The organism is Herbaspirillum sp. LeCh32-8, assembly GCF_017814915.1.
Lineage (GTDB): Bacteria > Pseudomonadota > Gammaproteobacteria > Burkholderiales > Burkholderiaceae_D > Herbaspirillum.
This window is the reverse complement of record NZ_JAGIPZ010000001.1, coordinates 761188-784040: the sequence shown is the minus strand read 5'-3', so window position 1 is coordinate 784040 and position 22853 is coordinate 761188. Positions and strand designations below refer to the sequence as shown.

22 protein-coding genes are annotated in these 22853 nt (G+C 65.5%); 11 read left to right on the top strand and 11 right to left on the bottom strand.

Features of this window, described 5'->3' with window-relative positions; genetic code table 11:
• Positions 1-91: 91 nt before the first annotated feature.
• Positions 92-1054, bottom strand: coding sequence for a LysR family transcriptional regulator (locus tag J8I26_RS03630; RefSeq protein ID WP_209604117.1), 963 nt, complete (start codon positions 1052-1054; stop codon positions 92-94).
• A gap of 189 nt (positions 1055-1243) precedes the next feature.
• Here J8I26_RS03630 and J8I26_RS03625 point away from each other — a divergent pair, with 189 nt between their 5' ends.
• From J8I26_RS03625 to J8I26_RS03615, 3 genes are read left to right on the top strand one after another with little or no spacing between them, the layout of a single operon-like run.
• Entirely contained in the window at positions 1244-2545 is a 1302-nt protein-coding gene (locus tag J8I26_RS03625; RefSeq protein ID WP_209604115.1) for a citrate:proton symporter, read from the top strand.
• Between the two features lie 47 nt (positions 2546-2592).
• Positions 2593-3972: an acyclic terpene utilization AtuA family protein gene (locus J8I26_RS03620; protein ID WP_209604113.1), complete on the top strand. Its 1380-nt coding sequence runs from the start codon at positions 2593-2595 to the stop codon at positions 3970-3972.
• Positions 3959-4267 carry a hypothetical protein gene (locus J8I26_RS03615; protein ID WP_209604111.1) on the top strand — a complete coding sequence of 103 codons (309 nt, stop codon included), beginning with the start codon at positions 3959-3961 and terminating at the stop codon, positions 4265-4267. Before J8I26_RS03620 ends, J8I26_RS03615 begins: the two co-directional genes overlap by 14 nt.
• A gap of 74 nt (positions 4268-4341) precedes the next feature.
• Here J8I26_RS03615 and J8I26_RS03610 read toward each other — a convergent pair whose 3' ends face one another.
• Positions 4342-4617, bottom strand: coding sequence for a hypothetical protein (locus J8I26_RS03610; RefSeq protein WP_209604854.1), 276 nt, complete (start codon positions 4615-4617; stop codon positions 4342-4344).
• On the opposite strand from J8I26_RS03610, the gene purT reads away from it, so the two are divergent.
• From purT to J8I26_RS03590, 4 genes are all read left to right on the top strand, one after another.
• Positions 4562-5773, top strand: coding sequence for a formate-dependent phosphoribosylglycinamide formyltransferase (gene purT, locus J8I26_RS03605; protein ID WP_209604109.1), 1212 nt, complete (start codon positions 4562-4564; stop codon positions 5771-5773). The genes J8I26_RS03610 and purT overlap by 56 nt on opposite strands.
• Before the next feature lie 389 nt (positions 5774-6162).
• Complete coding sequence (gene nadB / locus J8I26_RS03600; RefSeq protein ID WP_209604107.1) at positions 6163-7764, top strand: L-aspartate oxidase; 1602 nt, start codon at positions 6163-6165, stop codon at positions 7762-7764.
• Between the two features lie 87 nt (positions 7765-7851).
• Positions 7852-8130, top strand: coding sequence for an antibiotic biosynthesis monooxygenase (locus tag J8I26_RS03595; protein ID WP_209604105.1), 279 nt, complete (start codon positions 7852-7854; stop codon positions 8128-8130).
• A 128-nt stretch (positions 8131-8258) separates the two neighbouring features.
• Positions 8259-10532: a patatin-like phospholipase family protein gene (locus J8I26_RS03590; protein WP_245200113.1), complete on the top strand. Its 2274-nt coding sequence runs from the start codon at positions 8259-8261 to the stop codon at positions 10530-10532.
• Positions 10533-10558: 26 nt separating this feature from the next.
• Here the strand turns inward: J8I26_RS03590 and J8I26_RS03585 are convergent, their stop codons facing one another.
• From J8I26_RS03585 to J8I26_RS03565, 5 genes are all read right to left on the bottom strand, one after another.
• Entirely contained in the window at positions 10559-11392 is an 834-nt protein-coding gene (locus J8I26_RS03585; RefSeq protein WP_209604101.1) for an alpha/beta fold hydrolase, read from the bottom strand.
• Positions 11392-12672, bottom strand: a complete 1281-nt coding sequence (locus J8I26_RS03580; RefSeq protein WP_209604099.1) for an MASE1 domain-containing protein — start codon at positions 12670-12672, stop codon at positions 11392-11394. Before J8I26_RS03580 ends, J8I26_RS03585 begins: the two co-directional genes overlap by 1 nt.
• 164 nt (positions 12673-12836) lie before the next feature.
• Positions 12837-13739 carry a carboxylating nicotinate-nucleotide diphosphorylase gene (gene nadC / locus J8I26_RS03575; RefSeq protein WP_209604097.1) on the bottom strand — a complete coding sequence of 301 codons (903 nt, stop codon included), beginning with the start codon at positions 13737-13739 and terminating at the stop codon, positions 12837-12839.
• On the bottom strand, positions 13736-14875 hold the full coding sequence (nadA, locus tag J8I26_RS03570) for a quinolinate synthase NadA (RefSeq protein WP_209604095.1): 1140 nt from the start codon (positions 14873-14875) through the stop codon (positions 13736-13738). Before nadA ends, nadC begins: the two co-directional genes overlap by 4 nt.
• 23 nt (positions 14876-14898) lie before the next feature.
• Positions 14899-16500 carry an ABC-F family ATPase gene (locus J8I26_RS03565; protein WP_209604093.1) on the bottom strand — a complete coding sequence of 534 codons (1602 nt, stop codon included), beginning with the start codon at positions 16498-16500 and terminating at the stop codon, positions 14899-14901.
• 244 nt (positions 16501-16744) lie between these two features.
• On the opposite strand from J8I26_RS03565, the gene J8I26_RS03560 reads away from it, so the two are divergent.
• A complete protein-coding gene (locus J8I26_RS03560; RefSeq protein ID WP_209604091.1) occupies positions 16745-17305 on the top strand; it encodes a DUF1439 domain-containing protein in 561 nt (186 codons plus the stop codon).
• Between the two features lie 52 nt (positions 17306-17357).
• Here the strand turns inward: J8I26_RS03560 and ldcA are convergent, their stop codons facing one another.
• From ldcA to queE, 4 genes are all read right to left on the bottom strand, one after another.
• The gene (gene ldcA / locus J8I26_RS03555; RefSeq protein ID WP_209604789.1) at positions 17358-18377 is read right to left on the bottom strand and encodes a muramoyltetrapeptide carboxypeptidase; all 1020 of its coding nucleotides are present in this window, start codon (positions 18375-18377) and stop codon (positions 17358-17360) included.
• The gene (tadA, locus tag J8I26_RS03550) at positions 18377-18946 is read right to left on the bottom strand and encodes a tRNA adenosine(34) deaminase TadA (RefSeq protein WP_280868222.1); all 570 of its coding nucleotides are present in this window, start codon (positions 18944-18946) and stop codon (positions 18377-18379) included. Before tadA ends, ldcA begins: the two co-directional genes overlap by 1 nt.
• Before the next feature lie 5 nt (positions 18947-18951).
• Positions 18952-19398 carry a 6-carboxytetrahydropterin synthase QueD gene (gene queD, locus J8I26_RS03545; protein WP_209604089.1) on the bottom strand — a complete coding sequence of 149 codons (447 nt, stop codon included), beginning with the start codon at positions 19396-19398 and terminating at the stop codon, positions 18952-18954.
• Between the two features lie 155 nt (positions 19399-19553).
• Positions 19554-20189: a 7-carboxy-7-deazaguanine synthase gene (queE, locus tag J8I26_RS03540; RefSeq protein WP_209604087.1), complete on the bottom strand. Its 636-nt coding sequence runs from the start codon at positions 20187-20189 to the stop codon at positions 19554-19556.
• A 319-nt stretch (positions 20190-20508) separates the two neighbouring features.
• Between queE and J8I26_RS03535 the strand changes: the two genes are divergently transcribed.
• The 3 genes from J8I26_RS03535 (at position 20509) to J8I26_RS03525 (ending at position 22847) form a co-directional block, all read left to right on the top strand.
• Positions 20509-21081 carry a TetR/AcrR family transcriptional regulator gene (locus J8I26_RS03535; RefSeq protein ID WP_209604085.1) on the top strand — a complete coding sequence of 191 codons (573 nt, stop codon included), beginning with the start codon at positions 20509-20511 and terminating at the stop codon, positions 21079-21081.
• Positions 21082-21240: 159 nt separating this feature from the next.
• Complete coding sequence (locus J8I26_RS03530; RefSeq protein WP_209604083.1) at positions 21241-22104, top strand: oxidoreductase; 864 nt, start codon at positions 21241-21243, stop codon at positions 22102-22104.
• 23 nt (positions 22105-22127) lie between these two features.
• Positions 22128-22847: an epimerase gene (locus J8I26_RS03525; protein WP_209604081.1), complete on the top strand. Its 720-nt coding sequence runs from the start codon at positions 22128-22130 to the stop codon at positions 22845-22847.
• The last annotated feature ends 6 nt before the right edge of the window (positions 22848-22853 follow it).

Sequence of the window (22853 nt, the reverse complement as noted above, 5' to 3'; positions counted from 1 at the left end):
CCATCCGGTGGACTGCGTCGGCAATATTCCTTCAAGCTGGGCCGATCGGAACCGGATATCCGATCGGCCCTTTTTCATGGGCGTGCGGCTGTCACGGCCGTACTCGCACCCGCTCCTTCTTCGGCCCCTTCCTCGCTCCCTTATCGCGCGCGCCGCCGGATTCCGCGGCCGCCTTTGCCTCCACCAACTCCAGCAAGCCCTGTGCCGCGATCGACAGGCTGCGCTCCTTGGGCGTGACGATCAGGAGCGGTCGCACCAGCTCGGGCGCGTCCAGCGGGATCGCCACCAGATTGGGCAGGCGGAACTGGAACAGCGTCAGCTCCGGCACCACTGAGACGCCCAGCCCGCTCTCGATCAACGCCGCCACGGTGGCCAGGTGTTCCACCTCTAACCCTGTGTTGATCGTGCCGGCGGGATGCAGCATGGCCTCCAAATGCTGGCGCACGCTGGTCGAGCGCGCCAGGTGGATCAGCTCGCAGCCGGCCAGCTGCGGCACCTTGATGCGGCGCTTGGCGGCCAGCGGATGGTCCCTGCGGCACACCAGATAAAACGGATCCGAGCACAGCGGGCGGGTGTCGAACTCGATCAGGTTGGGGCCCGGCGCGGTCAGCGCAATGTCGGCCTTGCCTTGGCGCAGCAGGTCCAGGCACTGGTCCGAGATGGCGTCGAACAGCTCCACCGTCACGCCCGGGAAGCGTTGCCGATAGTCGGCCAGCAGCGGCGGCAACCAGCCCGCGGCCAGCGACGGCAAGGCGGCGATCGCCACCCGCCCCTTGCGGCGTGCGACGTAGTCGCTCATGTTGGAAAAGGCAGCGTCGATATCGGCCACCAGCTGGCGCGCGACCTCGACGAACAACTCACCCTCGGGGGTGAGCGTGACGTTGCGCGTATCGCGCTCGAACAGGCGCGCGCCGGCGGCGGCCTCCAGCTTCTGGATCATCACGCTGAAGGCCGACTGCGAGACGTGGCAGCGCTCGGCCGCATGGCCGAAATGACGACAATCCGACAACGCCAGGAAGGCTTGCAGCAAGCGGGTGGAGATGTTGACGTGCATGACGTGTGAGAGCTGGAAAAAGGCTTGCCTTGGGCGCGCCTGATTGATTTTAAAAACCGATCAATTGATCGGAAAAATCAACTTTACAACAAAATCGCCGCAAACCTACACTCGCCCTACTTCCGCCGACCACGCTTGCGGCCGCAGCGGATCCCATAAGAAATCGAATTAAAAATCCAGGAGACACGCATGCTTGCCTTGCTCGGCTTTGTCACGATCGTCCTATTGTTCACGGCGATCCTCACCAAGAAGATGTCGCCGCTGGTGGCGCTGATCGCCATCCCCATCATTGCCGCGCTGATCGGCGGCTTCGGACTGCAGACCTCGAAGTTCATCGTCTCCGGCGTCACCGCCATCGCGCCGGTGGCCGGCATGTTCGTGTTCGCCATCCTGTTCTTCGGCATCGTCACCGACGCCGGCATGCTGGACCCGATCATCAGCCGCATCCTCAAGACCGTCGGCAGCCGCCCCACCCGCATCGTGCCCGGCACCGCGCTGCTGGCGCTGCTGATCCACCTGGACGGCTCGGGCGCGGTGACCTTCCTGATCACCATCCCGGCCATGCTGCCGCTGTACAACCGGCTGGGCATCGACAAGCGCATCCTGGCGTGCGTGGCCTCGATGGCCGCCGGCGTCAACTTCCTGCCCTGGACCGGCCCCATGATCCGCGCCTCGGCCGCGCTGCACATTCCGGTGTCGGACATCTTCACGCCGCTGGTGCCGGTGCAACTGGTGGGCCTGGCGTTCGTCTTCATTGCCTCCTACCTGCTGGGCCTGAAGGAAGAGCGCCGCCTCGGCCTGGGCAAGGGTTCCACCGTGGACTTCGTGCAGCAGCATGAGCTGACCGAGGCGCAACTGAAGATCCGCCGTCCGCAGAACTTCTGGATCAACATCGCGCTGACCGTGGTGGTGCTGGGCGTGATGATCAGCGGCAAGGTCGATCCGGTGGTGATGTTCATGGTCGGCGTAGTGGCCGCGCTGATGATCAACTACCGCGACGTCACCATGCAGCGCGAACGTATCGACGCCCACGCCAAGGCCGCGCTGCTGATGGCCAGTATCCTGTTCGCCGCCGGCGTGTTCACCGGCATCATGACCAAGTCCGGCATGCTGAGCGCGATGGCCAAGACCGCCGTGGGCTTCGTGCCGCCGGAGATGGCCAGCCATATCCCGGTGGTGCTGGGCGTGCTGTCGATGCCGCTGTCGCTGCTGTTCGACCCGGATTCCTTCTACTTCGGCGTGCTGCCGGTGATCGCCGAAGTCAGCCACATGCTGGGCGTGCCGACCATCCAGGTGGCGCAGGCCGCGCTGCTGGGCCAGATGACCACCGGCTTCCCGGTCAGCCCGCTGACCCCGGCCACTTTCCTGGTATGCGGCCTGGCCGGCATCGAACTGGCCGACCACCAGAAGTACACCATTCCGTTCCTCTTCGGCGCGTCGATCGTCATGACCATCGCCTGCGTCCTGCTGGGCCTGTTCCCGCTGTTCTGAGACGGCAAGACAACCCGGCCTACCCCGCCACAACGATTGGAAGCAGCATGAACCGCACAACAGATCCGACCCAGCGCGTAGTGCGCATCGGCGCCGGCGCCGGCTACTCGGGCGACCGCATCGAGCCGGCCGCCGAACTGGCCGAGAAAGGCGAACTCGATTACCTCATCTTCGAGTGCCTGGCCGAGCGCACCATCGCCATCGGCCAGCAAGCGCGCCTGGCCGATCCGGCCAAAGGCTACGACCCGCTGCTGGCCGAGCGCATGCATGCCGTCTTAAAGACCTGCGTGGCCAAGGGCATCCGCATCGTGACCAACATGGGCGCGGCCAATCCACAAGCGGCTGCGCGCCGCATCCGCGAAATCGGCCAAGAGCTCGGCTTGCCGCGCCTGAAAGTGGCGGCCGTCACCGGCGACGACGTGCTGCATGTGGTGAAGGACGGCGGCTTTTCCATCGAGGACAACGGCCAGCCGGTCGCCTCGCTGGGCGACAAGCTGATCTCGGCCAACGCCTACCTCGGCATCGCGCCCATCGTCGAAGCGCTGCAGGCCGGCGCCGACGTCGTGGTCACCGGCCGCGTGGCCGATCCGGCGCTGGTGCTGGCGCCGCTGGTGCATGAGTTCGGCTGGGCGTTGGACGACTGGGACAAGCTCGGACAAGGCACGCTGGTCGGCCACCTGCTGGAATGCGCCGGCCAGATCACCGGCGGCTATTTCGCCGATCCGGGCAAGAAGGACGTGGCCGGCCTGGCGCGCCTGGGGTTTCCCATCGGCGAAGTCAGCGCCGACGGCAGCGCGGTGATCACCAAGGTAGCCGGCTCGGGCGGGCGCGTCAGCGCGCAGACCTGCAAGGAACAATTGCTCTACGAGCTGCACGATCCACGCAGCTACTTCACGCCGGATGTGGTGGCCGACTTCTCGCAGGCGCAGATCGTGGAGATCGGCCCCGATCGCGTGGCCGTCTCCGGCGGTCGCGGCCGCGCACGCACGGCCACGCTGAAGACCACGCTGGGCTACCGCGACAGCTTCATCGGCGAAGGCCAGATTTCCTACGCCGGTCCGGGCGCCCAGGCGCGCGCGCAGCTGGCGCTGGATATCGTGCGCGAGCGGCTGGCGCTGACCGGCGTGCAAAGCGAGGAGCTGCGCTTCGAGCTGATCGGCGTGAACGCCATCTGCGGCGCCGCGATGTCGCAAGGCGCGGCCGAACCGTTCGAGGTGCGTGCCCGCGTGGCCGGCCGCACCGCCAGCATGAAGGAAGCGGTGCGCATCGGCAACGAGGTCGAGACGCTCTATACGAATGGCCCGGCCGGCGGCGGCGGCGCCACCAAGTCGGCGCGCGAGGTGGTCGCAGTACTGTCCTTGCTGCTGCCGCGCGAGCTGGTGACACCATCCATCCAATTCGAGGAGATCGCCCATGCTGCTGCGTGACATTGCCCACTCCCGCGCCGGCGACAAAGGCGACATCTCCAACATCTCGGTGATCGCCTATCGCCTGGAAGACTACGCGCTGCTGGCGCGCGAACTCACCACCGAGCGCGTACGCGCACACTTTGCCGGCGTGGTGCATGGCGACGTAGTGCGCTACGAGCTGCCACACCTGGGCGCACTCAACTTCGTCATGCGCAGCGCGCTGGGCGGCGGCGTGACGCGCTCGCTGGCGCTGGACGCACACGGTAAATCGCTCTCCGGGGCCATGCTGGATTTGCATCTGGACCAAAAATAATTACGATGACCGGGCGTTTTTTGATAGCGGCGCAAGGACGGCCCGGCCATCGCCGGTTTGGGCGTTGATGCGTTTTACCGGCTGTTGCTGACCGATAGGGGGAAGTTCAGCCTTGCACCGGGCGTCTCTGCCCCACAATCATTTCTACGTAGAAATATCTGCAAAAATTTACCTATTCCCGCGCGATGAAACTGCAGGCATTGCGGCTGTCCAAACGCAGCAAGATTTGGTATCGTCCGCCCGTTATTTATTTCTCGCACCGCATCAGCGCCCTGCTGATCCACTTCTTCCCTTATGAAAAAACCAACCCGACTCGGCACCCCGCTTTCTCCATCGGCTACCAAAGTCATGCTGCTCGGCTCCGGCGAGCTCGGCAAGGAAGTCATCATCGCGCTGCAGCGCCTGGGCGTTGAAGTGATTGCGGTGGACCGCTACGAGAACGCGCCCGGCCATCAGGTGGCGCATCGCGCCCACGTCATCAACATGACCGACGGCGCCGCACTGGCCGCGCTGATCGAGCAGGAAAAACCCGACCTGATCGTGCCCGAGATCGAGGCCATCGCCACTGAAACCTTGGTCAAGCTGGAAGAAGCCGGCCGCGCACACGTCATCCCGACCGCCCGCGCCGCCTGGCTGACCATGAACCGCGAAGGCATCCGTCGCCTGGCCGGCGAGACGTTGAGCCTGGCGACCTCGCCCTACCGCTTCGCCGACAGCCTGGAAGAGCTGAAGGCTGCGATCGACCAGATCGGCTTCCCCTGCGTGATCAAGCCGGTGATGTCGTCCTCCGGCAAGGGACAGTCCAAGATCGACGGTCCCGACGAGATCGAAGGCGCCTGGAACTACGCTGCCGCCGGTGGCCGCGTGGACGCCGGCCGTGTGATCGTGGAAGGCTTCATCGACTTCGACTATGAAATCACCCTGCTGACCGTGCGCTCATTGAACGAAAACGGCGAGACCATCACCAGCTTCTGCGACCCGATCGGCCACGTGCAGGTCAAGGGCGACTACGTCGAGTCCTGGCAGCCGCACCCGATGCCGGCCGCCGCGCTGGACAAGGCGCGCGAGATCGCCCGCAAGGTCACCGAAAACCTGGGCGGCCTGGGCCTGTTCGGCGTCGAGCTGTTCGTCAAGGGCGATATGGTGTGGTTCTCGGAAGTCAGTCCGCGTCCGCACGACACCGGCATGGTGACCATGGTCAGCCAGGTGCAAAGCGAATTCGAACTGCACGCCAAGGCCATCCTCGGCCTGCCGGTCAACACCGCGCTGAAGACCCCGGGCGCCTCCGCCGTGATCTACGGCCAGCACGACGCCAAGGCCATCGCCTTCGAAGGCGTGGCCGATGCGCTGCGCATCCCGGGCGCCGACATCCGCCTGTTCGGCAAGCCGGAATCCTTCCAGCGCCGCCGCATGGGCGTGGCCTTGGCCTCCGGTGAAAACATCGAAGCCGCGCGCATCCGCGCCAAGCAGGCTGCGGCCAAGGTCAAGCCGGTGATTCCGGAATAAGTCTTCCGTACCGCAATGCCTGAACCGGGCCCCGATGCAAGTCGGGGCCCGGTTTTCTTTTGGCCGCTGCCTTGACCGAAAAACGACAAACGACACTGGATCCCTGCTTTCGCAGGGATGACAGGTAGTCGGCAGCTTGAACGCGCGGAGGTCTTGGCCATCTCCACTCTGTCGTTCCTGCGAAAGCAGGAACCCAGCGTCGTTCAGCGAACGGCGCCGCATCACCGCATCATCTATGCCGACGGACTCCATTTCGTCCTGGAAAGAGGACGAAAATATGCCAATATCAATCGCCATCGATAACGCCTAAAAAACCATCTAAACAGTTTCCCCGCCGACGCTGGTTATAATCACCGCCTCCCACCACTACAGCGGTATTGCCCACGATCATGAAGTTCGATGTCGCCATCATCGGCAGCGGTCTGGCCGGTCTTTCTGTTGCACTCCATCTCGCTGAAAAGCACAAGGTTGTCGTCATCTCCAAGGGCGAGCTGCTCGACGGCGCCAGCAACTGGGCCCAGGGCGGCATCGCCGCGGTGCTCGATTCCGGCGACAGCCACGACCAGCACATCGACGACACCCTGGTCGCCGGCGCCGGCCTGTGCGACGAGGCGGCCACCCGCTTCATCGTCGAGCACGGCCGTGAAGCCATCGAGTGGCTCATCGACCAGGGCGTGCCCTTCACCCGCGACGCCAGCGCCGAACTGGGCTACCACCTCACGCGCGAAGGCGGCCACAGCCAGCGCCGCATCATCCACGCCGCCGACGCTACCGGCCACGCGGTGCAGGTGACGCTGGAACAGCGCGTGCGCGCCCACCCGAACATCACGCTGCTGGAGCATCACTGCGCCATCGACCTGATCCATGCCCGCAAGCTCGACCCGAAGGCGCAACCGCGCTGCCTGGGCCTGTACGTGCAGGACACCGGCACCGGCGAGGTGCGTTCGATTGCCGCCGCGCACACCGTGCTGGCCACCGGCGGCGCCGGCAAGGTCTACCTCTACACCTCCAACCCCGACTCGGCCACCGGCGACGGCATCGCCATGGCCTGGCGCGCAGGCTGCCGGGTGGCCAACATGGAGTTCATCCAGTTCCACCCGACCTGCCTCTATCACCCGTACGCCAAGTCATTCCTGATCAGCGAAGCGCTGCGCGGCGAAGGCGCGCACCTGAAGCTGCCGCCCTCGGCCGGCGCCGCCGCCGGCACGCGCTTCATGCCCGAGCATGACGAGCGCGCCGAACTGGCTCCTCGTGACATCGTGGCGCGCGCCATCGACTTCGAGATGAAAAAGCGCGGCCTGGACCACGTCGACCTCGACATCAGCCACCAGAGCCCGGAATTCATCGGCGAGCATTTCCCCACCATCATGGCGCGCTGTCTTGAGTTCGGCATCGACATCACGAAGCAGCCGATCCCGGTGGTGCCCGCCGCCCACTACACCTGCGGCGGCGTGGTCACCGACATGGCCGGGCGCACCGACCTGCCGGGCCTGTATGCCGTCGGCGAGACGGCCTATACCGGCCTGCACGGCGCCAATCGCCTGGCCAGCAACTCGCTGCTGGAATGCCTGGTGCTGGGCCGCTCGGCGGCCGAAGACATCGCGCGCGAACTGGCCGGCGCCACGCACGCCGTGGCCGAGGTGCCGCAATGGGACGAGAGCCGCGTCACCGACGCCGACGAGGAAGTGGTGATCGCCCACAACTGGGACGAGCTGCGCCGCTTCATGTGGAACTACGTCAGCATCGTGCGCACCGACAAGCGCCTGGAGCGCGCCCAGCATCGCATCCGCCTGTTGAAGGAAGAAATCGACGAGTACTACGCCAACTTCCGCATCTCGCGCGACCTGCTGGAGCTGCGCAATCTGGTCGACGTGGCCCAACTGATCGTCTCCAGCGCGCTGATGCGCAAGGAAAGCCGCGGCCTGCACTTCAGTCAGGATTACCCGCGCACGCTGCCGCGCGCCACGCCGACCATCCTGCCGGGCCAGTAACATCGCTTGTCGCCGTGCAGCATGGATAGTCCTTGCCATGCCGCACGGCGGACGACTAGCATCAAAACAGGCCCCAGGGAGAACGCCATGAGCATCACCCGCATCAACAACTTCCGCGCGCGCGAGCACTGCGCCGCCGAACTGAAGAGCTTCCTCACCGGCATCCTGCCGGACATCCGCGCCTCGGCCGGCTGCCTGTCCTGCGAGTTGTTGCAGGACCACGCCGATCCGACACGTATCGTCATCGTCGAGATATGGGAAAGCATCGAGGCCCACCGGGCATCGCTGGCGCAGGTCTCGCCCGAAAGCATCCGTCAGGCCAAGCAGTTCCTGGCGGCGACGCCCAGCGGCGGTTACTACTCCTGATCCTGACGGCAGCTTGTTGCGCTCGCGACGCTTGTCGCCGATGCCGGGCGCTGGTGTAATATCCGCCATCCCTTTACATTTCCTTTCTTCGCGGAACAGTTGCCGTGCACCGGTTCGTCCCGACGCTCCTGCGTCTTCTCCCCTCCCTTTTCCTGCTCGCCGGCGTTCCGGCCTCCGCTCAACCTTCAGCCGGCGCCGATCCGGCATCAGCCTCGCCGCCACCATCGCATCGCCCGCGCGTGTGCCTGGTGCTCTCCGGCGGCGGCGCGCGCGGCTATGCGCACCTTGGGGTGCTGCAATACCTGGAGAAGCTGCACGTGCCAGTCGACTGCATCGCCGGCACCAGCATGGGCGCGCTGATTGGCGGCCTGTACGCCAGCGGCCTGTCGGCCGAGGAGCTGGAACGCCGGCTGGCGGCGACCAACCTGTCGGACATCGCCTTCGACCGCAACGACCGCGCGCGCCTGCCGCAGTCGCAGCGCGAGGACGAATACCAATATCCGATCTCGATCTCGGCCGGCTATGACGACGGCAAGCTCAAGCTGGCGCCCGGCCTGGTCCAGGGCAACAACCTGCTGACGCTGCTGCAGAACTGGACCGCCCGGCTGCCGGCCAATATCGACTTCTCGCGCCTGCCGATCCCGTTCCGGGCGGTGGCGACCGACCTCAGCCTGGGCACCAAGGTGGAAATGACGGAAGGCTCGCTGCCGCGCGCGATGCGCGCCAGCATGGCGGTGCCGGGCTTGTTTGCGCCGTTCCGGGTCGGCTCGCGCACGCTGGTGGACGGCGGCCTGGTCAGCAACCTACCGGTGCAGACGGCGCGGGAGATGGGCGCCGACGTGATCATCGCGGTCAACATCGCCACACCGCTGCAGGACGCGGCGGCATTACAGTCGCCCACCGCGGTGGCGCAGCAGATGGTGGGCATCCTGATCCAGCAGAACGTGCAGGCGCAAAAGGCACTGCTGGGCAGCGGCGACGTGCTGATCGAGCCGCAGCTGGAAGGCGTCTCCTTCACCGATTTCGCGCGCGGCAAGGACGGCATCAACGCCGGCTGGGATGCCGCCCAGCGGCAGAATGTGCGCTTGACCGAGCTGTCGCTGCCGCCGCAGCGCTGGCAGGCTTACCTTGCCGAACGCGCGCGCAACGGCAGCGCGCTGGCCGAGGGCACGCGCATTGACGCCATCGAGGTGCGCAGCGGCAAGCACATCCCGACCGACTACGTGCGCGGGAAACTGAAGGCCAAGCCCGGCGACGTCTATGACGGCGCCGAGCTCAATCGCGAACTGTCGACACTCTCGGCCAACGGCGACTTCAACGGCGTGACGCAGGAGTTGATCACGCGCGAGGGCCGCAACGTGCTGGTGGTGGATGCCGAAGAAAAATCCTGGGGGCCGCAATACCTGCTGTTCGGCCTGGGCCTGTCCAACAGCTTCAACGGCCGCGGCGGCTACAACCTGCAGATCGGCCACCGCTATCCCTGGATCAACGCCAGCGGCCTGGAGTGGCGCAACGACCTGGTGCTGGGCAACACCCGCCTGAGCCTGCAAAGCGAGCTGCGCCAGCCGATCTGGGGCAGTACCGGTGCGTACATCGCGCCCTATGTGGAGCTCAGCCGCCGCTATCTGGACTTGTACGCCGACGGCAGCGACGTGAAGGCCTCGCCGCTCAATGAATACCGCCTCGACAGCGCCATCGCCGGGGTCGACCTCGGCCTGCCGCTGGCGCGCCTGGGCGAGCTGCGGGTGGGCCTGAACTACCGCCACCAGCGCTATGCGCCCAACTATGACTACCCCATCGATAGCGGCGGCACTGTCTTCCCCAGCGGCAGCAGCAACCAGCCCTCGGCGCGTATTCGCCTGACCATCGACCAGCTGGACGACGTGCTATTCCCGCGCAAGGGCTACTACGCCTACGCCGAGGCCAACCACGGCTTTGGCGGCAGCGACAACCGCTATTCGGATGTGCAGGCCAAGGTGCTGTGGGCCTTCGGCAGCGGCCTCAATACCGTGAACGTGGCGTTGGAAGGGGCGCGCAGCCTGTCGTCCAACGAGACCAGCCTGGGCAGCAACGGCATCGGGTTCACGTTGGGCGGCTTCCAGCGCCTGTCGGCCTATGCGCCCGACCAGTTCGCCGGCAACTATCTGCTGTACGGCCGCCTGACCTGGCTGCGCGACCTCAACCAATACAGCCTGGCCGGCCTGCGCAACCCGGTGCTGGGCACCAGCCTGGAGGTCGGCAATGTCTGGCAGTCCAAGGACAATTTCGGCGACGGGCCTTACAAGACCAGCGCCAGCGTCTTCCTCGGCGGCAACAGCCCGGTGGGGCCGATCTATTTCGGCGTAGCCCTGGGCCAGCGCGGCATGTGGAACCTCTACATGCAGCTGGGCCGGGTGTTCTGAATTCTGAAGCCGGCGGCGCGCCCGGCTTACGCCATCGGCGCGTCGGATACTGCGGCAGCGCCGCGCTCGCGTCGCCGCGCGCGAAACTCCTGCGGCGGCAAGCCGAAGAAGGTCAGGATGCTGTTGGCCACCAGGTCGCGGTCGTTGTCCACGCAGATCATGTGATAGCTGTTTTCCAGCACCACCACCCGGCTGTCGGCGATCTGGCCTTGCAGGAACTCGGCCGAGCGCAGGCTGGTCAGCTCGTCCTCGCGCGCATGCACTACCAGCGTGGGGGCCTTGATGTTCTTGGCGCCGGCCATGGCCCAGGCGCGCAGGCGGTCGACCTGCTTGACGCAGATCAGCGGCACCCAGCGATAGTGAAAGTTGTCGCCGCGTTCGAACTTGGCCTTCACCACGGCGCGCACCAGGTTGTTCTTGATGCCGAAGGGCTCGCCCTCCTCTACCTTCATGCGCGCAGCCACGCCGGGAATCAGATAGAAGAATTGCCGCAGCCGGCTGTACCAGGGCGTGGACCAGCCATCGATGTAGATCGGCGGCGCCAGCGTCACCAGCTTTCCCTGCGCGGCGCTATGCTGCACGCGCTCGGCCAGCGCCAGCGCCACCAGCGAGCCCATGCACATGCCCAGGATGTGCAGCTGATCGTATTGCGGCTGCAGCTCGCGATACTGCGCGACCACCGCCTCCACCCATTGCTCGGCGCGCACGTTGACCAGGTCTTCCGGCGTGGTGCCGTGGCCGGCCAGCGTGATGGCGTGCGTCTGCACCCCGGCCTTGGCCAGGATCTTGTGCATCGAGCCCAGATCGTACTGGGTGCCGCCCAGCCCGTGAATGAGCAAGGCGCCGATACGCTGGCTCATTACGCGCTCCGGATTTCCGCAGCGGCCGGTGCATCGGCGAAGCGCCAGACTCCGGCCACCATCACCAGCCGGTCTTGCGCATCCAGCAGGCTGCGGCTGGCGTCCAGCACCAGCGCATTGCCGGTTTGCAGGCGCAGCGGCATGTCGGCGCGCTCGTCACCATCATCGCCGTCCAGCCAGCGCTGGCGCAGGCGCGCCTGGTCCAGCGGTGAGATGTGCTTGAGCACCTGCTCCAGCGTGCGCAGTTGCGTTGCCGGGCAGCCCAGCAGGCCCTCGACATCGCCGCTCCAGGTAAAGGCGAGTTTCTGTGCATCCAACGTATAGGCCAGCTGGTGGCTGGCCGACAGCGACAGCTCGACCTCGGTCTTCCAGCGGGCGACGTCCTCGTGCAGCTGTTCGCGCGTGGTCTTCAGCGCGCTGATCAGCAGTGACAGCAGTGACGCCACCGCCAGGTAGACCTGCAGCTCCAGCAAGGCATTGCTGGAATGCAGCTGCACCAGTTCGACGAAGGGGCCGCGCCCCAGCGAGTTGTAGACGAAGGCCATCAGCGACAGCACCACCACCGAGAGGGACCCGCCGCGCCCGCCCCACAGCAGGGTCACCAGGGCGATGAAGAACAGCGGCAGATAGGTGGTGGAGAAAGCGACGTCAAACACCAGGCGGTCGATATCGCTGTCGAAGGACAGGTAGGCCGTCACCACCATCGCGACGAAGGACGCCAGGCCCAGCAGGAACTCGGTGCGCGCGATGCCGCCCGAGCGGGTGGCGCGAAACTGCGACCAGCCGGCCAGCACCGGCGTCATGATCAGGATGCCCACCAGGTCGGACAGCGCCCAGATGCGCAGCGTCTGCCAGAACGGCTGATCCTGGGTCAGCAGGAACCAGGCCGCGCCGAACACGCCGCTGACCACGCTGGCGCCCACGCCGACCATCAGCAGGCCGCGCACGAAGAACAAGCCTTCCATCGGGAACGGCGCGCGCCGCACCAGCCACACGGCAATCGCGGCTACGCCGATCTCGTCGAGCGAAAACAGCATCATGCGCAGCAGGTCGCGCTGCTCGACCCAGCCCAGCAGAACCTGTGCCGCCACCAGCAACACCAGCAAGGGGAACCATCGTGCGGTGGGCGTGAGCAGCAGCGCCCCGACCGTGATGCCGGCCGGCAGCCAGATATAGCCGCTGGCGATGAAGGCGCCGTTGAGCTCGTGCGACGTGAAGCCGAACAGGAAATAGACGACGGCCCACGCCAGCGGCGCGACGAGATAGTTGGATTTCACCATGGGTTCCCGAGGGTATGAAGATGGCGGCGCTGCACGGCCCGCACGTCGCTCATTCTAGCAGGCCCGTCGGTCGCCGAAGCGGGATGGAAGTGCATGACGAACCGCGCCGCCCAATGAAAAACGCTGCGACCGGCGCGGCGTTCTCTTTGACCGACGGACTCCCGTCAGCCGACCACGCGCAGCGAGAAATCCGCCGCCCGGATGTCCTTGGTCAGGCTGCCGATGGAGATGCGGTCCACGCCGGTCTCGGCGATGGCGCGCACGGTGTCCATGTTGATGCCGCCGGAGGCTTCCAGCACGGCGCGACCGGCGTTCACGGTCACCGCTTCGCGCATCATCTCCAGCGAGAAGTTGTCCAGCAGGATGGAGACCGCGCCGGCGGCCAGCGCTTCGTTGAGCTCGGCGATGCTTTCCACCTCGACCTGGATGGTGACGCCGGCATTCAACCTTTGCGCCGCGCCCACGGCCGCGGTGATGCCGCCAGCGGCGGCGATGTGGTTTTCCTTGATCAGGATGCCGTCGTACAGGGCCAGGCGCTGGTTGACGCCGCCGCCCACGCGCACCGCGTACTTCTGCGCCAGGCGCAGGCCGGGCAAGGTCTTGCGGGTGTCGAGGATGCTCGCGCGGGTGCCGGCGATCACGTCCACATAGCGACGGGTGGCGGTGGCCACGCCCGACAGCAGCTGCAGGAAGTTCAGCGCGCCGCGTTCGGCGGTCAGCAAGGCGCGGGCCGGGCCTTCGATGGTGCAGACCTCGGTGTCGGCGGCCATCAGGTCGCCTTCGGCATAGTGCCAGCTGACCAGCAGGCGCGGGTCGAGCCGGGTCATCACCGCCTCGAACCACGGGGCGCCGCATAACACGGCGTCTTCGCGCACGATCACGCGCGCCTTGACGAATTCGTTCTCCGGCACCAGCAGGCCGGTGTAGTCGCAATCGCCCACATCCTCGGCGATGGCCTGGTTGACGTTGGCGTCAAAGGCCGCATGCAGCGCCGGATCGAAAGGCGCGAACGGGTTCTTGAGCGTGCTGGTGGCGCTGATGCTGGTCTTGAGGGCGTGGAGTGTCATGCGGGGCCGATTCCTGCAAACAGTTGCTGTTCGTCTTCAAGGCGGCCGGTGGGCAACGCCTTGGCTTTCTTTCTGGCTGCGAAATCCAGCATGCGGTCGATGCACACCACGGCCTTCTGGCCGACGGCGGGATCGACGTGAATCTCGTTGGCTCCGGTTTCCAATACGTGAAGCAGGTTCTGCAAGCCGTTCATCGCCATCCAGGGGCAATGCGCGCAGCTCTTGCAGGTGGCGCTGTTGCCGGCGGTGGGCGCGTCGATGAAACGCTTGCCCGGCGCCGCCACGCGCATCTTGTGCAGGATGCCGTTGTCGGTGGCGACGATGAAGGCCGGCGCGTCCGAATTCTGCACCGCCGCGATCAGCTGCGTGGTGGAGCCGATCACGTCGGCCTGCGCCACCACCGCCTCGGGCGACTCGGGGTGCACCAGCACCAGTGCGTCCGGGTGCTCGGCGCGCATGAGTTCCAGCTCGGTGCCCTTGAACTCGTCATGCACCAGGCAGGAGCCCTGCCACAGCAGCATGTCGGCGCCGGTCTGTTTCTGGATGTAGCCGCCCAGGTGCTTGTCGGGCGCCCACAGGATCTTCTTGCCCTCGGCGTGCAGGTGCTTGACGATCTCCAGGCCGATGCCGGAGGTCACCATCCAGTCGGCGCGCGCCTTCACGGCGGCGCTGGTGTTGGCGTAGACCACCACGGTGCGGTCCGGATGCTGGTCGCAGAAGGCGGCGAACTCGTCGGCCGCGCAGCCCAGGTCGAGCGAGCAGGTGGCGTCCAGGTCGGGCATCAGGATGCGCTTTTCCGGGCTCAGGATCTTGGCGGTCTCGCCCATGAAGCGCACGCCGGCCACCACCAGGGTCTGGGCGGCATGATCACGGCCGAAGCGCGCCATTTCCAGCGAGTCCGACACGCAGCCGCCGGTTTCCTCGGCCAGGTCCTGCAGGTCGCCGTCGACGTAGTAGTGCGCCACCAGGACGGCCTGCTTTTCCTTCAATAACTGCTTGATGCGCGCCTTGAGGCTGGCGCGCTCCTCTGCGCCGGGCGTCGGCGGCACCTTGGCCCAGGCGTTGGCGGTGCAGCTGCCGCCGGTCTCCATTTGCGGCCGCTCGAATTCGACGACCTTTGTTGCTGTGGCTTGCATGGCTGTGAGGCTGACTCCGGAGGTTATTCGATGCCCTGGCTGGCCAGGTAGTCTTCGTAGTTGCCCTGGAAGTCGATCACCTTGCCGTCCTTCACTTCCAGGATGCGGGTAGCCAGGGAAGACACGAATTCACGGTCGTGCGACACGAAGATCAGCGTTCCGGCGTACTTTTCCAGCGCGATGTTGAGCGACTCGATGGACTCCATGTCCATGTGGTTGGTCGGTTCGTCCATCAGCAGCACGTTGTGACGGCCCAGCATCAGCTTGCCGTACATCATGCGGCCTTTCTCGCCGCCGGACAGCACCTTGACCGATTTCTTGACGTCGTCGCCGGAGAACAGCAGGCGGCCCAGGATGCCGCGCACGGCCTGGTCGTCGTCGCCTTCCTGGGTCCACATGCCCATCCAGTCGGTCAGGGTCTCGCCCTTGGCGAATTCCTCGGTCGGATCCTGCGGCATGTAGCCGACGTTGGCGTTTTCGGCCCACTTCACCTGGCCGTGATCGGGACGCACGTCGCCCGAGGCTTCGCCGCCGATGGTGCGCAGCAACGTCGTCTTACCCGCGCCGTTGGCGCCGATGATGGCGATCTTCTCGCCGGCTTCGACCATGATGCTGAAGTTCTTGAAGATGTCGCGGTCGTAGGTCTTGGTAATGCTTTCGGTTTCCACGGCCAGGCGGTGCAGCTTCTTCTCGCCGTCGAAGCGCACGAACGGGTTCACGCGCGAAGACGGCTTGACGTCCTCGACCTTGATCTTCTCGATCTGCTTGGCGCGCGACGTCGCTTGGCGGGCCTTGGACTTGTTGGCCGAGAAGCGGCGCACGAAGTCCTGCAGTTCGGCGACCTTTTCCTTGGCCTTGGCGTTGACCGCCAGCTGCTGCGCGCGCGCCTGGGACGAGGCCAGCATGTATTCGTCGTAGTTGCCCGGATAGACCTTCAGGGTCCCGTAGTCCATGTCGGCCATGTGCGTGCAGACCTGGTTCAGGAAGTGGCGATCGTGGGAAATGATGATCATGGTGGAGTTGCGCTCGTTGAGCACGTTCTCCAGCCAGCGGATGGTGTCGATGTCCAGGTTGTTGGTCGGTTCGTCCAGCAGCAGGATGTCGGGGTTCGAGAACAGCGCCTGCGCCAGCAGCACGCGCAGCTTCCAGCCGGGCGCCACGTTGCTCATCGGGCCCTGGTGCTGTTCGATTGGCACGCCCACGCCCAGCAGCAGTTCGCCGGCGCGCGCTTCGGCGGTGTAGCCGTCGTACTCGGCGAACTTGGCTTCCAGGTCGGCGGCCTTCATGTAGTCGTCGTCGGTGGCGTCCGGATTGGCGTAGATCGCATCGCGCTCGGACATCGCCGCCCACATCTCCACGTGGCCCATCATCACCACGTCCAGCACGCGCATTTCTTCGTAGGCGAACTGGTCCTGGCGCAGTTTGCCCAGACGCTCGTTGACGTCCAGGCTGACGTTGCCGCCCGACGGGTCGAGGTCGCCGCCCAGGATCTTCATGAAGGTCGACTTGCCGCAACCGTTGGCGCCGATCAGGCCGTAGCGATTGCCGTCGCCGAACTTGACGGAAATGTTCTCGAACAACGGCTTGGCGCCGAACTGCATGGTGATGTTAGCGGTGGATAGCACTGCGAAAACCTTTTCTAAAATGAAACATGCGTACGTAAAAAAAGATGCGGATGCCGCAGTACGCGAAGCCGTCGATTTTACCACTGAGAGCCCGATGCGGCTTGAGCTACGGCCTCGTTCGGGAAGGAATTTATTGCCTGTTATCAAGCAAAAATGCGGAGCGCCGCCTGCCTGCCCTACAATGCCGGGGATTTTTGGCGCCGCGACGGCGCTCCAAGCCACTTTGCAGCCACGACATCACGACATGAACCAAGCCAAGAAACTGGCCTGCGCCGCCCTGCTGGCGCTGGGCCTTGCACAAGGCGCGCATGCCGCCTACAACATCTGGACCAATGAATACAGCTTCTCCAAACAGGAATTGGAGACGGCGATCGCGCCGCAGTTTCCGCGCAAGTTGCGCTATATGGAGATTTTCGACGTCACCCTGAGCAATCCCCGGCTGGGCATGGATCCCGAGAAGAACCGGCTGACCACGGTCGTTGACGCGCAGATCGCCAACCCGCTGCTGCTGGCCCGTCCGGTCAATGCCGCGCTGACCATGAGCAGCGGCTTCAAGTACGACTCCGCCACGCGCTCGCTGCGGCTGGACGCGCCCAAGGTGGAGAACGTCGACACCAAGGACCTGCCGCCGCAATACGCGCAGCAACTGACCGCGCTGGGCAATACCGCCGCCGACCAGCTGTTGCGCGACTATGCCGTCTACACCTTCAAGCCCGAGCAGCTGGAAATGAACGGCAAGCGCTTCGAACCGGGCAAGATCACCGTGGAAAAGGATGCGGTGAAGGTGGAGATCAAGGAGCAGTAAAAGGAGCAGTAAAAGGCGCAGCAGATGCGCGCCAACGCCCGCCCATGCCGCTTCAGCGCGGGCGCAGCGTCGGATAGCCCGACAGCGTCAGCGTGAAGCCGGCCGCGCCCTGCGATTCCAGCACCGTGTGTGCGCCCACCGGCAGCGTCACCAGGTCGCGCACATGGCCGAACGGCAAGCCGGTGACGATGGGCGTGGCGATGCGGCCGCGCAGGAAGGACAGCATTTCGCCGAAGTTATAGCCGTTGTCGATCTCGGCCAGGCGATAGCTGGCGAAGTCACCCAGGACAATGGCCTTCTGGCGCGCCAGGATGCCGGCATGCTCCAGCTGCAGCATCATGCGCTCGACCCGGAACGGATGTTCGTTCACGTCCTCCAGGAACAGGATTCCGCCGTCCACCTGCGGGAACCACGGGCTGCCCACCAGATGCGCGACCATCGCCAGATTGCCGCCCCACAGTTTGCCTTCGGCGTGCAGCGCCGGGCTGTCGGCGTCGGTAAGGCGGTCGCCGCAGCGCGGATCCATCGATTCCTTGCCGTCTTCTTCGGTGGGGCGGTGCTCGTGCACCGTCACCTGCGGCGACGCCAGCGTGGTCCAGAACGCCTGCAACGCCGGCCAGTTCGGCTCGGCCGCGCCGAAGTCGCCATTGAGCATGGGGCCGGCAAAACTGGCCGCGCCTGCCTGCAGCAGCGCCAGATGCAGCGCGGTGATGTCGCTGTAGCCGACGAACAGCTTGCCGCTGGCAGCCAGCGCGGGAACGTCCAGCATCGGCAGGATGCGCGAGACGCCGTAGGAGCCGCGCAGCGCCAGCACCACCTCCACCTCGGGGTCGGCTGCGGCTTGCATCAGTTGCGCGGCGCGCGCCTCGTCGCTGGCGCCGAAACGCTGGTAACGCTCTTCGTGCCGATAGAAATTTTTGACGCGGCAACCCAGCGCCTCCAACAGCGCCACGCCGCGCTCGACCGCGGCCGGATCCGGCGCATAGCCGCCCGGCGCCACGACCGCCACACAGGTTCCTGCGGGGACCAGGGCTTTCACCGTTTCCAGCGTTGCTTCGCTTGCCGCGTGCATCATGTTCGTTCGCCTTGTTGATTGTCTTGCGCTTGCGCCTGCAAGCGCTGCTGCCTGACCTGCTCGCGGCGCATGGCAAAGAAATCCTTAAGCAGTTGGCCGCACTCTTCGGCCATCACGCCGCCCAGCAGTTCCGTGTGGTGATTCAGTTTTTCCTGTTCGAACAGGTTCAGCACCGAGCCGCAGGCGCCGGTCTTGGGATCGGCCGCGCCGTACACCACCCGCGCCAGGCGGGCGTGCATCATGGCGCCGGAGCACATCACGCACGGCTCCAGCGTCACATACAGCTCGCACCCCGGCAGCCGGTAGTTACCCAGTTTTTCGGCGGCGCGGCGCAGCGCCATGATCTCGGCGTGCGCGGTGGGATCGTGCTTGCCGATGGGCTGGTTGAAGCCGGCGGCGATCACTTCGCCGTCCCTGACCACCACCGCGCCCACCGGGATCTCGCCCAGCGCCCAGGCGTTGTTGGCCTGTTCCAGCGCCAGCCGCATGAAATGCAGGTCGCTGTCCGAGGCCGCTGTCGGCGTTGGCGTTGTTGCGTCGGCCGGGAGTGGGCTCGCCTCGCTCATCGGCATCAGTCGGCGGTGACTTCGGCCCAGCAATTGGGCGTCTCGTGCAGCACCACCTTTTGCAGGTGCAGGCCGGTGCCGTAACGGTCCTTGTAGGCCGCCTTCAGGATGTGGAAGGCGGTGCGCGCCAGGTTTTCCACGGTGGGGATGCTGTCGATGACGACCGTCTTGTGGCCCGGCAGGCTGGCCAGGAAATCGCGCACCGGTGTGTCCTTTTCATAGACCAGGAAGGCGTGATCCCAGACGTCGACCAGGTGTTCCTTGGCCAGCGACTTGATGTCGGAGAAGTCCATGATCATGCCGTTGTCGGAATTGCCCTCGATGTCGATCACCGCGCCGGTCAACGTGATCTCCAGCGTATAGCGGTGGCCGTGCAGGTTGCGGCACTGGCTCTTGTGGTCCGGAATGCGGTGGCCGGCGTCGAATTCGAGTTTGCGGGTGATGGTCAGCATGAATCTGGGTCTTCAATGAAAGCCGCCCGGCATGTCCGGGCGAACGGGGAGAAATTGGAGCAATTGTAATCAACGGCCCGCCCGGCATCCATACCGGTGGGCCGCCATCGCCGCCATCGACGCATCGGCGGCATCAGGCTGCATGAATTGATGCGTCAGGGAATATTGAGCAGCTTGTGGGTCTGGATGCTCAGCTTCCACTTGGGGTTGTTCTTGACCATCTCGATGGCCAGCTTCGTGTTGGCGGCGGCCTGCGGGCCGTCCATCGGCTGCAGCAGGAAATTCTGGAAATCCAGCCGCTCGTACTCGGCCAGCGGCTGGCCGGCCTGCGGCACCACCACTTTCAGCTCACTGCCCTTCTTCACCTTCAGTTCCGAACCCATCTTGGGGCTCACGCAGATCCAGTCCACGCCGGCCGGCACGTCGATGGTGCCGTTGGTCTCGATGGCGATCTCGAAGCCGACCGCATGCATGGCGTCGATCAGGGGACCATCCAGCTGCAGCAGCGGTTCGCCGCCGGTGAACACCACGTACTTGCTTGGCGCATAGGTGGACGGCCACAGGCTGTCGATCATCGCGGCCAGCGCCTGCGGCGACTTGAACTTGCCGCCGTTCTCGCCATCGGTGCCGACGAAATCGGTATCGCAGAACTGGCAGATGGCGCGGCTGCGGTCTTCTTCACGGCCGGTCCACAGGTTGCAGCCGGAAAAACGGCAAAACACCGCCGGGCGACCGGCATGCGCGCCTTCGCCTTGCAGGGTGTAGAAAATTTCTTTGATGCTGTAGGTCACGTTATCGATGCGGCCATGCCGCGAAGCTGGAAAAGCAGGCTGCCCAGGAGTCGCCGCCACTATTGACGGCGTCCGCGGCTCAGTGCGCCTGCGTTCAAATTGTTGCTGAAGTGCCGCGCAGGTACGGCTAAATGCCTGATATTGCGGGAGATTTCCCGAACGGCCGAGGCCGACATTATAGCCGCTCGCCCCGCCGAACGCAGCGCCTGCACCCGGAGGCAAGAGCTGCAACTGTTGGCATTTCGCCGAATCGGACTTGAAACTTTGCAGCCTGGCCCATAAAATAAGTGCGTACTCATTCATTAATTGAAAGCATTCCATGGCCCGCCCCAAGAGCGAAGACAAACGCAACGCCATCCTGGCCGCCACCGTCAAGGTGATGGCCGAGCTCGGCGCGGGCGCGCCCACCTCCAAGATCGCACGCGAAGCCGGCATCGCCGAAGGCACGCTGTTCACCTATTTCGCCACCAAGGACGAACTGCTCAACGCGCTCTACCTTGAGGTCAAAGGCAGCCTGCATGAGGCCATGATGCAGGGCTTCCCGCAAGGCGCGTCGCTGCGTGAGCGGGTACGCCACCTGTGGCACGCCTATGTGCACTGGGGCGCGCAGGACGTGGCGCGGCGCCGCGTGATGCAGCAACTGTCGGTGTCGGCCGCGATCCTGCCGGCCACCCGCGCGCGCGGCGCCGAAGCCTTCTGCGAGATCAGCGGGCTGATCGCCGAGAGCGTATCGGTGGGGATGCTGCGGGACCAGTCACCCGACTTCGCCGGCGCCATCATGAGCTCGCTGGCCGACATGACGATCGACTTCATGCTGCGCCAGCCGGACCAGCAGGAAAGCTATTGCGAAGCGGGCTTCGTCGCGTTCTGGAACGCCATCGGCGGCAAGTAGGCCGCCAAACAAGCAGCAGGACAAAGCGCACTTCCTCCGCTTCTTTTTCATGGCAATAAATGAGTGATTACACACTCATACTTCACCGGCAGCACAAGACGGCTTCCAGCCGCCTGATTGATCGAACATCAACCGCACACCCACCGAAAGGAAACCATCATGACCCAACAAGTCTGGTTCATCACCGGCAGCGCCAACGGCCTCGGCCGCGATATCACCGAAGCGGCGCTCGCCGCCGGCCACCAGGTCGTGGCCGCTGCCCGCACGCCCGCGCAACTGGCCGAACTGGTCCAGCGCTACCCCGGCCAATTGCTGCCGGTGGCGCTGGACGTCACCGATCGCCCCGCCATCGGCCGCGCCGTCGGCGAGGCGCTGCAAGGCTTCGGCCGCATCGACGTGCTGGTCAACAACGCCGGTTACGGCCAGATGCTGCCGTTCGAGCAGATGGACAACGCCGACTTCCGCGCCCAGATCGACACCAACTTCTACGGCGTGGTCGACGTCACGCGCGCCGTGCTGCCCACCATGCGGGAGCGCCGCAGCGGTCACATCATCAACGTGTCGTCGGTGGGCGGTCGCATCGGCGTGCCGGGCATGAGCGCCTACCAGTCGGCCAAGTGGGCGGTGGGCGGCTTTACCGAGGTGCTGGCGATGGAGACCGCGCCGCTGGGCATCAAGGTCACCGCGATCGAGCCGGGCGGCATGCGCACCAACTGGGCCCAGCGGGCGCGCGGCAACGCGCCGCAGGTGATGCCGGATTACGAGGAGTCGGTGGGCGCATGGATGAAGCAGTTGGCCGGCGTCGCCGGCAACGAGCACAGCGACCCGGCGCGCGTGGCGCAAGTGGTGCTGAAGCTGGCCGCGCACCCGGCGCCGCCAATGCACCTGATGCTGGGCGAGGACGCCCTGCACTTCTACACCATGATCGAAGAGCAGCGCGTGCAAGCCGCCGAACGCTGGCGGCAGGTCACCACCTCCACCGGCTATTCGGAGCTGCCGGTGCCTGAGCTGCCGGCCCATTGAACGATTCAGCGAAAGGAAAGACGATGAAAGTACTGATCTTCGGTGCCAGCGGCATGGTCGGACTGGGCGTGCTGCGCGAATGTCTGGTGGCGGACGACGTCACCCAGGTCACGACCGTGGGACGCACCGCCGCCGACACCGACCTGTTCCGGCGCGACCGCCAGGACGCTGCCTTCAACCACGCGGTGGCCGGCAAGCTGCGCCAGCTGGTGCATGCAGACCTGTTCGACTATGGCGCGATCGAGTCGGAACTGCGCGGCTACGACGCCTGCTTCTTCTGCCTGGGCGTGTCTTCGCTGGGCATGCAGGAGGCCGACTATGCGCGCATCACCTACGACCTCACCATGGCCGCCGCGCGCACCTTGCAGCGCCTGAACCCGAAGATGGTGTTCGTCTACGTCTCCGGCGCCAGCACCGACAGCAGCGAACGCGGCAAGAGCATGTGGGCGCGCGTCAAGGGCCGCACCGAGAACGCCTTGCTGGCGATGGGCTTCGGCCGCGCCTTCATGTTCCGTCCCGGCGCGATGATCGCCATGCACGGCGTGCGCTCCAAGACCTTCGCCTATCGCCTGCTCTATCCGCTCCTCGGCCCGGTGCTGCCGCTGCTGCGCGCCATCTGGCCGGATCGCATCCTGACCACCGAGCTGATCGGCCAGGCCATGCTGGAGACGGTGCGGCGCGGCGCCGACAAGGGCGTGCTGGAAAGCCCGGACATCCGGAGGCTGGCAACGCGCACTGCCTGATAAGCC

Coding starts and splice junctions, on each gene's coding strand:
- J8I26_RS03625 (WP_209604115.1), top strand. CDS start 1,244: ATGCTTGCCTTGCTCGGCTTTGTCACGATCGTCCTATTGTTCACGGCG.
- queD (WP_209604089.1), bottom strand. CDS start 19,398: ATGCTGACCATCACCCGCAAACTCGAATTCGACGCCGGCCACCGCATT.
- J8I26_RS03535 (WP_209604085.1), top strand. CDS start 20,509: ATGGCCCGCCCCAAGAGCGAAGACAAACGCAACGCCATCCTGGCCGCC.
- purT (WP_209604109.1), top strand. CDS start 4,562: ATGAAAAAACCAACCCGACTCGGCACCCCGCTTTCTCCATCGGCTACC.
- J8I26_RS03595 (WP_209604105.1), top strand. CDS start 7,852: ATGAGCATCACCCGCATCAACAACTTCCGCGCGCGCGAGCACTGCGCC.
- J8I26_RS03525 (WP_209604081.1), top strand. CDS start 22,128: ATGAAAGTACTGATCTTCGGTGCCAGCGGCATGGTCGGACTGGGCGTG.
- J8I26_RS03560 (WP_209604091.1), top strand. CDS start 16,745: ATGAACCAAGCCAAGAAACTGGCCTGCGCCGCCCTGCTGGCGCTGGGC.
- J8I26_RS03620 (WP_209604113.1), top strand. CDS start 2,593: ATGAACCGCACAACAGATCCGACCCAGCGCGTAGTGCGCATCGGCGCC.
- J8I26_RS03530 (WP_209604083.1), top strand. CDS start 21,241: ATGACCCAACAAGTCTGGTTCATCACCGGCAGCGCCAACGGCCTCGGC.
- J8I26_RS03610 (WP_209604854.1), bottom strand. CDS start 4,617: ATGACTTTGGTAGCCGATGGAGAAAGCGGGGTGCCGAGTCGGGTTGGT.
- J8I26_RS03585 (WP_209604101.1), bottom strand. CDS start 11,392: ATGAGCCAGCGTATCGGCGCCTTGCTCATTCACGGGCTGGGCGGCACC.
- J8I26_RS03580 (WP_209604099.1), bottom strand. CDS start 12,672: ATGGTGAAATCCAACTATCTCGTCGCGCCGCTGGCGTGGGCCGTCGTC.
- ldcA (WP_209604789.1), bottom strand. CDS start 18,377: ATGCACGCGGCAAGCGAAGCAACGCTGGAAACGGTGAAAGCCCTGGTC.
- nadA (WP_209604095.1), bottom strand. CDS start 14,875: ATGCAAGCCACAGCAACAAAGGTCGTCGAATTCGAGCGGCCGCAAATG.
- nadC (WP_209604097.1), bottom strand. CDS start 13,739: ATGACACTCCACGCCCTCAAGACCAGCATCAGCGCCACCAGCACGCTC.
- tadA (WP_280868222.1), bottom strand. CDS start 18,946: ATGAGCGAGGCGAGCCCACTCCCGGCCGACGCAACAACGCCAACGCCG.
- J8I26_RS03615 (WP_209604111.1), top strand. CDS start 3,959: ATGCTGCTGCGTGACATTGCCCACTCCCGCGCCGGCGACAAAGGCGAC.
- J8I26_RS03630 (WP_209604117.1), bottom strand. CDS start 1,054: ATGCACGTCAACATCTCCACCCGCTTGCTGCAAGCCTTCCTGGCGTTG.
- nadB (WP_209604107.1), top strand. CDS start 6,163: ATGAAGTTCGATGTCGCCATCATCGGCAGCGGTCTGGCCGGTCTTTCT.